11 protein-coding genes are annotated in these 14,434 nt (G+C 54.3%); 8 read left to right on the forward strand and 3 right to left on the reverse strand.

Annotation, left to right across the window (positions count from 1 at the left end; genetic code table 11):
* The first annotated feature begins 228 nt into the window (after window positions 1-228).
* From RID21_RS07865 to RID21_RS07885, 5 genes are all read left to right on the forward strand, one after another.
* The gene (locus RID21_RS07865) at window positions 229-627 is read left to right on the forward strand and encodes a BlaI/MecI/CopY family transcriptional regulator (RefSeq protein WP_350188101.1); all 399 of its coding nucleotides are present in this window, start codon (window positions 229-231) and stop codon (window positions 625-627) included.
* Window positions 624-4,325 (forward strand): carboxypeptidase regulatory-like domain-containing protein, encoded by a 3,702-nt coding sequence (locus tag RID21_RS07870; protein ID WP_350188102.1) that lies wholly within the window; start codon window positions 624-626, stop codon window positions 4,323-4,325. The genes RID21_RS07865 and RID21_RS07870 overlap by 4 nt, the downstream gene beginning before the upstream one ends.
* Window positions 4,326-4,549: 224 nt before the next feature.
* Window positions 4,550-6,298: an Hsp70 family protein gene (locus RID21_RS07875; RefSeq protein ID WP_350188103.1), complete on the forward strand. Its 1,749-nt coding sequence runs from the start codon at window positions 4,550-4,552 to the stop codon at window positions 6,296-6,298.
* Window positions 6,295-6,990, forward strand: coding sequence for a hypothetical protein (locus RID21_RS07880; RefSeq protein ID WP_350188104.1), 696 nt, complete (start codon window positions 6,295-6,297; stop codon window positions 6,988-6,990). The genes RID21_RS07875 and RID21_RS07880 overlap by 4 nt, the downstream gene beginning before the upstream one ends.
* Before the next feature lie 14 nt (window positions 6,991-7,004).
* Complete coding sequence (locus RID21_RS07885; RefSeq protein ID WP_350188105.1) at window positions 7,005-8,678, forward strand: J domain-containing protein; 1,674 nt, start codon at window positions 7,005-7,007, stop codon at window positions 8,676-8,678.
* 18 nt (window positions 8,679-8,696) lie between these two features.
* On the opposite strand, the gene RID21_RS07890 is transcribed toward RID21_RS07885, so the two are convergent.
* Window positions 8,697-9,197 carry a 3-hydroxyacyl-ACP dehydratase FabZ family protein gene (locus RID21_RS07890; protein ID WP_350188106.1) on the reverse strand — a complete coding sequence of 167 codons (501 nt, stop codon included), beginning with the start codon at window positions 9,195-9,197 and terminating at the stop codon, window positions 8,697-8,699.
* Window positions 9,198-9,420: 223 nt separating this feature from the next.
* On the opposite strand from RID21_RS07890, the gene RID21_RS07895 reads away from it, so the two are divergent.
* The 3 genes from RID21_RS07895 to RID21_RS07905 are packed head-to-tail and all read left to right on the forward strand — an operon-like array spanning window position 9,421 to window position 11,857.
* A complete protein-coding gene (locus RID21_RS07895; protein ID WP_350188107.1) occupies window positions 9,421-9,906 on the forward strand; it encodes a DUF4177 domain-containing protein in 486 nt (161 codons plus the stop codon).
* A gap of 50 nt (window positions 9,907-9,956) precedes the next feature.
* Window positions 9,957-11,096 (forward strand): FAD-dependent oxidoreductase, encoded by a 1,140-nt coding sequence (locus RID21_RS07900; protein WP_350188108.1) that lies wholly within the window; start codon window positions 9,957-9,959, stop codon window positions 11,094-11,096.
* A gap of 44 nt (window positions 11,097-11,140) precedes the next feature.
* A complete protein-coding gene (locus RID21_RS07905; protein WP_350188109.1) occupies window positions 11,141-11,857 on the forward strand; it encodes a hypothetical protein in 717 nt (238 codons plus the stop codon).
* Window positions 11,858-11,871: 14 nt separating this feature from the next.
* Here the strand turns inward: RID21_RS07905 and RID21_RS07910 are convergent, their stop codons facing one another.
* Together RID21_RS07910 and RID21_RS07915 are read right to left on the reverse strand one after the other, a co-directional pair.
* Window positions 11,872-13,401, reverse strand: a complete 1,530-nt coding sequence (locus tag RID21_RS07910; protein WP_350188110.1) for a neutral/alkaline non-lysosomal ceramidase N-terminal domain-containing protein — start codon at window positions 13,399-13,401, stop codon at window positions 11,872-11,874.
* Between the two features lie 27 nt (window positions 13,402-13,428).
* Entirely contained in the window at window positions 13,429-14,271 is an 843-nt protein-coding gene (locus RID21_RS07915) for an SGNH/GDSL hydrolase family protein (RefSeq protein WP_350188111.1), read from the reverse strand.
* Window positions 14,272-14,434: the final 163 nt, after the last annotated feature.

Consider the following 14,434-nt stretch of genomic DNA (forward strand, 5'->3'; position numbering starts at 1 on the left):
GCAGGATGACTTGGCCTGCCTGGTTTTCGATCGGATGCCTGCTGCTCTGACATATCATTTGCGCGTGAGTCAGTTACTCCCTGTGCACCCACCCAGCAGACATCTTTTAATAAATTAAAAACAGTTCTTGACGGGCTGCTCTGCCGCCGTTACCATCTTTTAACGAATTAAATTTAATTCCTGAATCACTCACCAGGTCTACCCGACCTGCCTGCAGGGAGCAGAATGATGGCACGTCCCGTCTCCGAACATCCGACCGATCTCGAGTTGGAAATTCTCAAGATCCTCTGGTCTACCTCGCCGCTGACGGTGCGGGAAGTCAGGGATCAACTTGAAACTGGTGCCGACCGTCCTTTGACGCACAGCTCTGTGATCACGATCCTAAACATCATGTACCGCAAGGGTTATGTGAAACGCGAGAAGGCCGGTAAATCGTTCCAGTTCTCTCCGGCCCAGGAAAAGCAGACCGTCACAGGCAGCATCATGGGAGATCTGCTGAGCCGCGTGTTTGACGGTTCCTCCAGCGATCTGGTGCTGAATCTCCTCGAAACGGCTGAGCTCGATTCCGACGAACTCGCCGAACTCCGCAAGCTGATCACACGCAAGGCAAAGGAGCTGAAAGAATGAGCTGGCACACCCTGATCGATCCGACATTAAGCAGCCGCCTCTGCCTGTCACTGTTGCATTCCCTCTGGCAGATCACCCTGGTTGCCCTGCTGGTCTGGTGCATTGACCGGCTCTGGAAATCGCTGGCCGTGGAACAGCGTTATACACTTTATGTTTCGGCACTGGTCCTTGCCTGCCTCTCACTGCCGATCAACTTTCAATGGGTGCGTGTGACGGACGCCAATCAGGCTGAAGTCAGCCAGTCAGGCATTCCGGCTGTAATCAAGTCAGTCCCCCCTGCTGGGCCGGAACTGGAATTACCAGCAGAACCGCTGCCTGTACCGCCCCAGGCGTCAGTCGCAGAAATAGCCGATACCCCGAATCAGCGCACAACGGCATCCCCGGCAACAGGCCGACTGCCTGACACACCGACTCCGTTTGACTGGAGAGTAGTGACTCCCTGGCTCGTTGTATTCTATCTGGCGGGCGTTGTGCTGATGCTACTGCGACTTTTGGCCGGCCATTTACGCATCGCCCGTGTGCGTGCCGCAGCCACACCAGTCTCGACAGGTCCCTGTGTGGAATTTCTTGCCCGTCTGACGGAACAATGGAATCTGAAGGTCCGCCCCATATTGACCTGTGCCGAACAGATCGTCGTTCCGCAAGTAACAGGTTTGCTGCGTCCGACCATTCTACTGCCTGCATCCGTCATGAGCAGTCTCTCCGCCGGTGAACTGGAACTGATTCTGGCCCACGAACTGGCTCACATCAGACGTTATGATCTCTGGATCAATCTCCTGCAGCGTCTGGCGGAGGTCGTCCTGTTCTTCAATCCCGCCCTCTGGTATCTCAGCCAGCGAATCAGTCTCCTGCGGGAATACTGTTGTGACGAAATGACCTGCCAGATTGAAGCCGAGGATCACCGTTCACTCGAGACAGCCCGCGTCGTCTATTCCACGGCCCTGCTCCGGGTCGCGGAACTGGCGCATCGCAGCCGCCTTTCCGAACCGCAGCTGACCTCGCTCTCTGCTACCGGCAAATCGCCTTCCGAAATCCGCCGTCGCGTGGCGCGCCTGTTTGGAGAACCGCTCCACGAACCGCTGCCCGTCTCGCGCGGGGGGTTCTGTACCCTGCTGGTCCTGATGCTGGCCCTGCCGGTGTTTCTGTTTCTGACTTCCACCACGGCGCAAACAGCAGAGCAGGAACAACCCCCTGAAAAGACCGTTACTGAATCACAAGACACGAAACCGGAAACGGACACAAGAGCAGTCAAGGACACAGAACGGCTGTTTCAACTGACGGTTGTCGACTCCACCGGTAAACCAGTGCCGCATGCGACGGTCGAAATTCGCAGCGATCCTTCACCCGCAGCAAAACAGATCATCCGCGGCAAGTTTCTGCGCGAAGCGACCTATGGTCCTTTCGCACAGACCAACGAACAGGGGGAACTGTTCTTCAAAATTCCGCAGAAGCTGAAGCGATTCAACCTCAGTATTAAAAAAACAGACTTCGGCCCCTACTGGGCCGGTTGGAGCGTCAGCGAGCGCCCTGAGTCCATGCCTGAAAAGTTTACCGCGATCCTTGAGACTGGCTGGTCGGTGGGAGGCATTGTGGTAGACGAAGCCGGGAAGCCGATTGAAGGTGCCCAGGTTTCTCCCGGCGTGAAATTTAAAAAACGGCCCGGTGATACAAGTGAATTATATGTTGGCACAAGAATCACCACCGATGCCAAAGGGCGTTGGCAATTTCATTATGTACCTCAATCAGAATCAGAGGTCTTTCTCTCCGTCAATCACCCGGAGTTCAGTCCCTGGAGAGAGCGCATCTCGCGTGATCAATTCGAAGTCAGGAAAAACAGGGGTCCCTCTGCGAAAGTCGAATTACAGCGGGGCCTTGATATCACAGGTAGTGTGACCGACGAAAAAGGTGCCCCCATTTCCGGCGCCCTCGTCAGAACGAAATTTATGAATGACATTCGAAAAGCCACCACGGACGAACATGGAATCTATGTACTCACCGGTTGTGAGCCGCGTCTGACCAGGGTCGTCGTCTCAGCCAAAGGTCGTGCGCCGGAAGTGCAGGAAGTTCGGGTAAAACCCGGCATGGATCCGGTTGATTTTAAACTGGTACCAGGTCGAAAAATCCGGGTCCGCGTGGTTGATGAACAGGGGAAGGGAATTCCCAGGGCACGTATCTTCTTCCAGCAGTGGCGCGGCTCGTGGCTCGGTGTCTTTTTTGAATTTAGCTACGTCCATCAATACACGGATAAAAACGGCGTCTGGGAATGGGATGAGGCACCCGTCGATGAATTCCAGGCCGACATCTACCGACCAGGTGGAATGTCCCTCAGCCGACAGACGTTGATAGCTCGTGAGAAGGAATATGTATTTACTCCTCCTCAAGCGCTGGTTGCTTCAGGACGTGTCATCGATTCCCAAACGAAAGAGCCGATCAAAAAGTTTCAAGTAACCACCGGCTTTCGTGACTCACACCCTCAATCCCGTGTGATCTGGAATACAACTGATGCTTTCGAAGCACAGGGCGGCAGCTACCAGGTGCGAATCACCCGAGATGAACCGGCTCATTTTATCAAGTTGGCGGCTCTCGGTTATCGAGTGGCCGTTTCGCGTCAGCTGAAAAACGATGAAGGCACTGTCAAGGTGGACTTCGAACTTGAGCCCGCACAGGATATTGCAGCAACGGTTTTGACTCCGGATCACCAACCCGCTAAAGAATCCAAAGTCGCCGTGGGAGTGAAAGACAGTTTTATCCGCATTCAAAACGGGGACATTCGCGAGAACTCCACTTATGCCACATTTGTCCGCACTGATGCTCAAGGACGCTTTCACACACCCGCCCCAAATGGGCCATTCCAGTTAATCATCACACATCCGACCGGTTTCGCGCATTATAAATCAGACTCCGGTCCACTCCCTGATCCACATAAACTGACTCCCTGGGCACGGGTCGAAGGTCAGTTCCAGATCGGTAAGTCACCGGCACCGAAAGTACCTTTGGAGATCCAGAGCTACAATTATTTCCCCTATGGAGATGATGGCCCCAGTATCACCATTCAACATCGCACCAGTACCGGCTCCGATGGCAAGTTTCTATTTGAGCGCGTCTGGCCAGGTAGAGGCTATCTTGGTCGTGAGATCAGTTTCATGGTAAATGATGGCGTTTCCGATCCGATCTCGTCGATTCTGCTGCCGCTGGATTTCAAAGCAGGTAAAACAGTCGCACAGAACATGGGTGGCACTGGCCGTCCTGTGATCGGGAAACTGGCTCCCTCCGCAAATCACAAGGGGAAAGTACTCTGGCAATTCACCCTGATTAACGGACATCGTTTTCTCGATCCCCCTCCCGGGATGCTGGCTGTCGAAGAAATGCAAAAGCATCCGCAGAATTACCAGACTTGGTATAAAAACTGGAAGGCTTCGAATCGCTATGCAGATGAGAAAGCGATTTATAAGCAATACACGGCAGATCAGGAAAAACTGCTGTCTGAAACTCCCCACTTCAAAGCCAGCATTGCTACCGACGGTTCCTTCCGCATTGATGATGTACCGCCCGGTAATTACGCCTTAAGTGCTCACTGCTACGAACAGAAGAAAGCCGGCTTTCCTGGTCATCTTATCAATCACATCTTCACCGTCCCTCCTGTGAACCAGTCCGGCAACAACGAACCCGTTGATCTGGGCACGCTCACGCTGGAATAAATCGTGATTGTTGCCAGGCTTGTAGAACCTCGACCATTCGAGTTGTGTCAGTCCATTCAATCTATTTAACCCAACCCTTTACAGAAGATTGAACCCGTCTCTTAAGTTGCCCGAATTGAGTATGGAAAGAGCCTGAACGGAAGATTACAATCTGTTAATCAGTGATCCTGTTTCCAACATCCGCGTGTAGATTCCAACACGCTATCGAGATAGATTCTTTTGCCATGACACATATGATTGGTATCGACCTGGGAACCTCCAACTCCCTGTGTGCCGTCTTTGAAGATGGTCAGCCCAGGCTCATCCCTAATGCCCTGAACTCGTTTCTGACGCCTTCTGTCATCAGTGTTTCGGAGGACAATCGCGTGCTCGTGGGCGCTGCCGCCAAGGAGATGCGGGTCACACAACCGGAACGCTGCGCCTGGGTTTTCAAACGACTTATGGGGACCGAACAGAGTGTGAAAATCGGCACGCATACCTTCACCGCGCCGGAGATGTCGAGTCTGGTTCTGCAGTCACTTAAACAGGATGCAGAAGCCTATCTGGGAACCCCGGTGGAGGATGCCATCATTACGGTTCCCGCTTATTTCAACGATCATCAGCGGAATGCCACCAAGCTGGCCGGAGAGCTGGCCGGTCTGAACGTCAGACGTATCATCAATGAACCGACGGCGGCAGCACTCACCTATGGTTTTCACGATCGAGGAGCCGACAAGCGACTGATTGTCATCGACCTCGGCGGCGGCACGTTCGATGTCACCGCGATGGAAGTCTTCGAAGGAACTCTGGAAATCATCTCCACTGCAGGCGAGAGCATGCTGGGTGGCGAAGACTTTACCGATCGCATTCTGGCCTGGACACTCAGCACACAGAAAATGCAACTGGAGGTGGCTGAAATGAAAGCCCCCCTGCTCGTCGCACGACTCAAGCAGGAATGCGAGGCTGCTAAACATGCCTTCTCGACAGCTTCGGAAGCCAGAATTCGTTTCCCTGATGTGCAGGGCGAAATTACCGAGCAGTCTCCGGTCATTATGATTTCACAGGAACAGTTCCAGAAACTGAGCGAACCTTTAATCAAACGTCTCTCGCGGCCCATCGCCCGGGCCGTTCGGGATTCGCGGATTCCGCCGCAGGAATTCACAGACGTGATCCTGGTCGGCGGTGCCACGCGCATGGAGGTCGTCCGCTCGTTTGTGCGCTCCTTCTTCGACACCGAGCCGCTCTGTTCTTATAACCCGGACGAAGTTGTGGCACTCGGCGCTGCAGTGCAGGCAGCGTTGATCCAGGATGAGCAGGCCGTCGACGACATGGTGATGACCGACATCTGTCCCTTCACGCTGGGAACGGAGGTCATTAAGGAATTTGGCCAGCGTAAAGTGGACGGTTATTTCCTGCCTGTGATTCATCGCAATACCACCATTCCGGTCTCCCGCGAAGAAGTAGTATTTACCGTCTCACCCAATCAGCGGCAGGTTGCTGTCGGTGTCTACCAGGGGGAATCGCGAAAAGTCGAAGACAATCTCTTCCTGGGCAAACTGGAGGTCAAAGGGATTCCCCCCGGACCGGCCGGTAAACCGGTTCATCTAAGGTTCACGTATGACTTGAACGGTATTCTGGAGGTCGAAGCCTTCGTGCCGGAAACCGGTAAGAAATCGACGCTCGTACTCACTCAACACGCCCGGCTCTCCTCCAGTAAAGAGATCAAGTCGGCCGTGAAGAAGTTGCAGGCGCTCAAATTTTATCCGCGGGACGATGTGCGGAACCAGCATCTCCTCTCCTTTGCGGAGCGGATCATCGGCGAAGTCAGCCCTTACCAGCGAGAAGATCTGGAAGCCATGATCGATCAGTTCGAGCATGCGATGTCTTCGGGCGATCGCGAATATTTCGACTCCGTACGTCAGAATCTGTTAACCTCCCTGGCAGCCCTGGGGTTCCACTACGATGAAGAGGAAGGCCGGGAACGCGAATCATGACAACAGCGCGCGAGAGCGAACAGGACTATCTCAGCCGACTGTTGCAGATGAACCCCCTGGATTGTACCGAAGAAATTCTGGCACGGCGGCACCACTTTCTGAATTCCCATTCGGTGGAGCACCCATTCCTCGCTGATCTGGATCTGAATTTTCTTGATCGCAAACAGCGAGCAAGAAAAAAGTTAGAGACCATCCGCAGGAATTTCTGGCAGGTCAATGCACAATCACTGCTGGCGCAGCTCGAGAAACTGGATGTCCACGAATTTCCCGAACTGGGTTTTTCCGTCAGTCGCCTGCAACAGGTTGCCCGGCTCAAAGGCGAATTCGCACGTCTGCAACAACACCATGCCTGCTTTGAAAATTTTTTCGATCAGTTCACTCAGCTGGTGGTCGCATCTCCGGAAGAGGCGGAACGACTCCGCACTCGTAATGGGGAGTCCACCAGCATAGAGCTGGTCGATCTTGATCTGAATACACCACGCGAGTACCAGCGCATTGCGGAAGTCGTTCAAAAACAATTCCCCGAACTCTATGAACTGGAAAAATACTGGTTGAACCAGGTCGCCGTTTCGGGCAGGGAACGGTCTTCAATCAATCGCACGGTCAATGTCCTGTATGCCCTGATCATCGCCTCCATCGGTCTGGTCCTGCTGCTGGCGCTGTTCTATCTTCCTGAAACTCTCACTGGCTGATTCCGGAGACTGGCATGAGCGAATCTGACGAACCACGGTGGGACCTGTTACCGGATGCCCCCGAACAGTTTTTTTCCCTGTCCGGCGATTACGATGTGCGCGACCTCAAACGTAGCTACAACGCGCTGATCAAACGCTTTAAGCCGGAGAAATGCCCCGAAGAATTCCAGCGCATCCGGGCCGCTTACGAACGACTGAACGATGCACTCCGCTATGGAGAAACACTGAATCCGGGAAGCTTACCACCCCAGGCCCAGTTTGACTGGTCAGCCCCGCCCACTCCCGGCAACCAGACTCAGGAACCTTCCGACGAACAGACCATCCTGCCTCCCTCAGACATCGAGCACGGTGAGTCGGAATCGGAATCCGCACCGCTGCTTGAATTCCCCGAGCTCTACGAACGCGTCCAGCAGGAACCGCTGCAGCACATCTACGAGGAACTCAAGTCCCTGCCGCACAAAACCCCCTACGATTATTATGCACTCGCATTGATGTCGGATCTGATTTCTGACGAAGAGCTGTCATTCCCGTTCTGGCTGCTCAAAGGGCTGAAAGCCCATCCGGAAGAGCCGGCCCTGTTTGAACTGCTGCACCAGTATTTTCTGACCGACCAGACCGTTAAGGGTTTGGGCAAGCTGCTGGTCGAGACGGCGCGGGTCATTCGTAACGACCGTTTCTACTATCTCACGGAAAATGCCTGGGACCGTCTGCTCAGGGAAGTTCCCTTCAACCAGTTTCGCCAGGTGCTGGAGGCCTGTGAATCAAACCTGCTCGATCACGAAGTCGATCACATGCTGGTGTTCTACGTGCATCTGCTCAAAGCGGGTCTCTGGAAAGCGGACCCCGACTGGATTCGCATGATTCTCGCCCAGATCGACGAATACCACGAACGGATGTCGTACTGGCTCGAACTCGAATACGAATTCCTGTTTCTGATTCGCAGCTACCGGGAACAGCGCGAGGAGTTTTTAAAAGGTGGACCGATCAGAAAGCTCATCGATCAAACCATCATCGACTACTGCACCCAGAGCGAACAGGTTGCGGACCGCCGGTTTCTGGAATGTCAGCAGACGCTGGTCTCACAAAGGGATGAACTTCTGAAAGAATTCAATGTGCCCAGCCGGGGTTGTGAAAACGTGATCTACCTCTGGGAGACCATCGCCGCGGATGTCTCCGAACGCATCGACACCGAATGGTCCCCCGATGATCCGGCGACCTTACCGGAACAGACTCACCGTCTGGCCGGTCAGTTGTTTGCCGAAACGGAAGGCGCCGAGTATCGCAAAGCCGTGAAGATCCCCACGCTGGCTTTCGTGCTGATCTTCCTGGTCTCGATTATCGTCGGTCTGCTCTTCGCGTTGAATAAATCGGACTCGATCTCGGCGATTCTGCTGATCGCAGGCTGCCTGCTGCTCTTTAACGGCGTGACGTTCATCATCAGTTACCTGGTCGCAGACGTGGTCACCCAGGAATTCTACCTCTCCTGGTGGCGACGACAGCTGTTAACCTTCTACCAGTCACACTGGTTTCCGCTCCCCTTTCTGGCGGCAGAGTTAAAGCGGCTGAACGGGACCGGGGTCGGCAAGGAAAAGTTCCGCGGCATGAGCGAAGTAGCCCACATGGTCCGCAACGATGCCGGTCTCTGGTTTTACTCCACCGCCCAGCGGCTGCTGGCTGCCTGTCGTTGAGAGACTCTGCTCAGCCTGCTACACCCCCACTGGACCGGTCAACACGCTGGATTCGATGTTCGTCAGCTGAAAGCGGTTCCGCATGATGATCTTGTCCCCGACATCAATGGTTGCCCGGAAATCGAAGATCCCACTCAACCGCTCGTTCAGATTCACCCGGATTTCCAGCTGATCCCCGGGGCGGGCGAAGCCTTTAAAGCGGGCCTGTTCCACCTTGACCAGCACACCCAGGGCGTACTCATTAAAGTGTGGATCGTGAGTGTTATATTCCGGCATCGGATTATAGCGTGCCGCGATGAGGATCCCCGCGGATTGCGTGGTCATTTCCTGCATCATCGCTCCCGGCACCACTGGCGCCCCCGGAAAGTGTCCCTGCAGAAAATACTCCTCACCCGTGACCCGCCGGGAGGTGACAATCTCACTGTCCGAAATCGACTGGATGGCATCGACCATCAGGTAAGGGGCTCGATGGTGCAGGTAGTCTTCAACGGACGGAAATTCGTGGCGGTATGTTTGCATACTGTGGACTTTCTGAGGAGAGATAAGATCTTAACGTACTATTTCTACTCAGCTTGTTGATTTTGGGAAGCCCTTAATTCGTGGAGAAAAGAGGCAGGAGGGAAACGAATATCATTGGAATGGATATCCACATCAGCAGACCAAAGCGCTTGATCACTTGTGCACATATAACTAAACTGAAACTCATAACCACATAAGAGTTTTAGATCAAAGAGGAATCCTGATGGCTATTTTTATCTGCTCCGAATGCGGACATTCCGAAGAAACACCCGAAGAATATATTGGTAAAAAAGCTCGCTGCCTTAGCTGCCAGACGATGGGAACGGTCCAGGCCAAACCACCTGCCCCTCCTCGGCAGTCTCCCCAACCCGTGGTGAAGGAGTCGAGTGCCGCTCCGCCTCCTCAGGATTTTGTGAAAGAGGAGACGCCTGCCCCCCAGGCACCAGCGTCTGCCTCCAGGTCAAATTCACTTACATTTGTGCTGATTGGACTGGTGGCTGCTATACTTGTCATTCAATTGCTGAGTATCCAGCTCAACATGCCTGCGTCAGTCCAGTGGGAATATAAGATTGTTTCCCCGAAAGACTCCGTCATCATTGAGGAACTCGATGACCTGGGTGAACAAGGCTGGGAAGTTGTGACAGCCAGACGCGCTTCAGGCTACAATGACTCGTACTCATATGAAATGATTTTGAAGCGGGCTAAATAGGTCGGTTTCAATCACCGGCCGATTCCTCACTCTTTCGGAGCAGTTAATCCATGCGAATTCTCATTGTCGGAGCCGGTATCGGGGGGATGACGCTGGCGGCGCTGCTCAAACAGCGTGGTTATCATCCCACGCTCATCGAGCGTGCTCCTGATTTTGAACACGCCGGCTACATGCTGGGTCTCTGGCCCCTCGGTTATCGGGTGCTGCATGGCCTGGGTCTCTATGAGCAGTTCGCCGCCGAGACTCTCGAATGCAGACATTACGAAGTCCGCGATAATCATGGCGAACTCGTCAAGCACTGGTCGATGGCACCGATCTCGGATCGCTTCGGCCCCAACCTGAGTTGCACGCGTCCCCAGTTGATCAAGCTCCTGCATTCGGCTATCGACGATCTCGATCTCCGTTTCAATACCACTCTGGATACGCTTTACGATGACGGCGAGACGGCAACCGTTGCATTCAGCGATGGCCGTACCGAGACATTCGACCTCGTCGTCGGTGCGGACGGCATTCATTCGAAGGTGCGACGGATGATCTTCGGCGATCAACCTTATTACCACACCAACTGGGGTGGCTGGGTCTGGTGGGTCGGCCTGGATCAAGTGCCGCAGGAAACCTTCATCGAACACTGGGGCGCGGGACGCTTCTTCGGGATCTATCCCACAACTCAAGGCGCGGGCGTTTATGCCGGTGCGCCGGTGACTGACGACTTCAGTCAGCCGGGACCGGGCCGCAATCAGAGGATTCGAGACCGGTTCACCGGGATGGGAGAACTGGTCGAGACCTGCCTGGAGTCGCTTCCCAATGACAATTCCGATCTCTTCTTCTGGAAACTCTCCGACGTGCGAGCCAAAGAGTGGACCCGCGGCCGCGTGGTGCTGCTGGGTGATGCGGCAGCCGGCTTCCTCCCCACCGCCGGCATCGGTGCATCAATGGCAATGGAGTCTGCAGCAGTTCTGGCCGATGAACTTTCCCGCACCAATACACAGTTTCTGGAACATGCCCTCGCGCTGTATGTCAAACGCCGCCAGCATCGCGTGGAGAGTACTCAAAACGATTCGCGCCACCTGGCGAAGATGATGTTCATCAAATCCGCCACCGTCTCGCACATCCGCGACGTCGCCACGAAATTCTATTCCCTCGAACAACTGGCCGGTTCGATCGCGAAAGCGTTTGACGAACCAATCTGAAAGAATCCAGAGCGAACACGACAAACTCTGTAAAGAGATCACATATGAATGTAAATCAGACCCCCACCACGCTCGACAGACAACTCGCACGACTGGCGGATGAGACGACCTTAGCGGAACGTTTTGACATCTTGAAAACGCTCGTGGAATACTGGCATGGAGCAATACAGGCCGAAGACGCATTGACAGAAAATGAATTGAGCGAGATCGCGATGCCTGCTGCTCTGAAAAAATGGTATCTGTGGGCTGGCAAGCGTAAGAGTATTATGAGCGGACAAAATCATTTCTTCGATCCTTCAAGGTTGCATAAACATGGAAATCACCTTGTTTTTCACCTTGAAAACCAAGGTTGTTTTGAGTGGGCAACAACGGTCGAGGAGGAAGACCCTCCTGTATTTGGACGCGAAGATGAACTTGATCCCTGGCAGCCCCAGAATTTGCGGCTCTCCGAGCATTTAATACAAACCTGTTTATTTGAAGCGATCACCTGTCATGCCAAATACAGTGCAACTGTAGCCTGGCTGGAAGAAACGAAAGTGGCATTTTTCAGGGAACACATTCCTGAAATCCCGATCTCTCCCTGGACCTGGTTGGAAGAAATTCGGTTCTTTGCTGGCCAGGATCGTTTCATGTACACAATTCAAAATGGCGAATATGAAGGAATCCCCGGTTATAATGTCTGGATCGCCACTAAGACGAAGGAGCCACTGCAGTTCGCAAAAGAAATGATTGATGAAACATGGGATTATGTTTCACTTTGACGTGAATTCCTGAATCAGCTGTCTCCCCCGCGATTCACCCGGTTATTATCTTCCGCGCGGGCCTTCTTGATCGCCGTGCGTTGCTGGTCGTTGTAGAAATCGGTTGTTAACGGCTTGCGTTTCTCACCCGACAGGGTTTCCATCAGTTGCAGCAGTTTGTCGACGATCTGCGGCTCCGCCTGAACTTCCAGGCCGGCGGTGCGGGCAGGCCAGGTGGTGTAGCCTCCCAGGTAATGCTGTTCGGGAGGCGGAATGTAGCCCGCGGCGCCGTTGGCCAGCCCCATGTTGAAGGTCTGCTTGAACGGACTCTGGGCTTTGAGCTTAAGCCCGGTAATCCCGTAGACTTCGTTCGGAATCGCCGTGATCCCCAGGTCGCCGATCCGAATCACCTGCAGCACGATCTGCTCCTGTGGATGCTCGTGAATCCACTGTGCCTGTTCCGCATAAACTTCTTCTTTCGATTTCGGACGACGTTCGCCCCGGGCCTGGTTGTACTTGTCTGCCCAGGCCAACCGCTCCTTGTTCGGCAGCCGGCGCTTGATAAGCAGCGACGATTCCGCCATCTTCAACTGTGACTCGGAACTGTCGTACTCGATCTGTTGATACGCTTTCCAGGCAATGTCGGCCAGTTCGCGGGCATACTGGTCGATCGAGTAATCGGTGCGGCGGGGCGCTCCATAATTCATCCATTGCAGATCACCGGAGGTTCCCTGAGACATGGCGGCCACGAACGGCTTCTCTCCTTTTGTACCGATTTTCTGTTCCAGCTCGTTACAGAACCGGCCGTAGTAATCGGACGAAAATCCACCCCGCGCGCCGAAATAGTGCATCGAATAATTGGCCAGCAGACCAATGGGTCGTTTGCCATCCGCAGACTGAATACTGAGTAGTGACAGTCCCGTATCAGCGGGACCGGCGGGGCCGATGAAGGCGGGATTCTGATAGCCCGGGTGCATGATCGCCCGGACCGTTTTGTCGCCGAAGGGATCGACGCCGTACTGCTCGGGATCCCGTAACCAGCGACGGCAGTGCGTATGCTCGGGTGCATCAATGCTGGTATAGCCGACGCGTGCCGGCTCCAGGTTGGCGTATGCCTGTGCGATCCCTTCCGCCAGTTTCGGAGGCAGGAAACGCTCATAACTGGGATCACTGCGGGTGCCCAGGCAATAGTTCATCACGCTGGGAGCAGAGTGCGTATGCGTGGAGGCGATTAGCATCCGATGAATGGGAATGCCGGTCTGTTTGCTGGCCAGCACTTTGGCCCGCTCGCAGACATCGCGGGGAATCATACAGGAATCGACGACGACAATGGCGATCGCCGCCCGGTCATTCTGCAGGACGAAACAGCGGGCTTTGAGACGATCCAGGACTTTGTCCTGATTCTGTTCCAGAAACAATCCGTTCTGAATCGCAGGCAGCGTGGGCGGCGTCACATCGACCGTGGCCGCTCCCGCAGAGAGCCCGCACTCACCGGGTGTCGTCATGACAAACAGTGTCGCAAGCAAAATCAGGCTGGCTGTAACAGGTGGCATCGAAATTCGCATCATCGGTTTCCTCTGATCCTCGGTGAATTACTGTTTTGATTCCTGCGCCGGTTTGTGGGCTCGCAGTTTGGGTGCGAGATATTTCGCGGTCTCGTCAGCGATCACATTGTAACCTGCCAGGTTCGGGTGCCGGTCCGAATACCAGCCGGGCAGATGTCCCAGGATCGGATCGAGCTCATTAGCCATCACGACCACCCGGCCTCCCGAGATGAAGGGTTTGATCAGAGCCTGATACTTTTCGGGAACCTTTTCCACCGGATATCGGCGGTAGTTGAGCATGTTAAAGCCCTGTTTGAGCTCAGCGGCATATCGTGGATAAATATCGAACACCTCCAGCCCTTCTGCTTTCGCGACGCCGAAGATCAGATCGTTGATCTCTTTGCTCACCTCTTCATTGGCAAACGGAATCACCGTCATGGGAATCAGCACTGCCTGTGGATGGTCTTTGCGTAGACGGTCCAGCATCGCATGGAAATCTTTGGGGAAGTTCTCCGTGAAGTTCTCCCGCTTCGCCCGGTCATTCAGTCCATAACGGATGAAGATATAATCTACGCCCGGCAGCTTGGCCGCATCCCGATCGTAGCGGCCCGAGTCAAACAGCCGCTTGATGTATTCACCGCTCAAGCTGGAGTTGATCACATGACAGGCTGGCAGATCACCTTCCGCGGCCAGCAGCTGTTCGATGACTGATTCCAGATGCGGTCCTGCCGGTTTCAACCGGCGGGGAATACTGCCTTCGGTTGTGCTGTCGCCCAGCAGCAGGATTTGAATCTTGCCCTCATGCTCCGCTCGGGCAGAAGTCACAAGCAGCAAGAGCAGGCAGCACAGCGGCAATAGAAATTTCAGGGAACGAATGCGGGGTGAGTTCATCAGTGGAGTCCTGTACGGTGAGTCATTCTGAGCGGGAAGGTTGAAAACGTTTGTCTGGTTGATTCATTATGCTCTACGGAGACGGGAAGATCAATTTACTGATCGGTGGCTCTCCGCGCAAACCGGGGGCTGAGCATCCAGATGCGACGGTGTCTCATAGAAA

Origin of the sequence: Gimesia sp., assembly GCF_040219335.1 — a bacterium.
Classification (GTDB): Bacteria; Planctomycetota; Planctomycetia; order Planctomycetales; family Planctomycetaceae; genus Gimesia.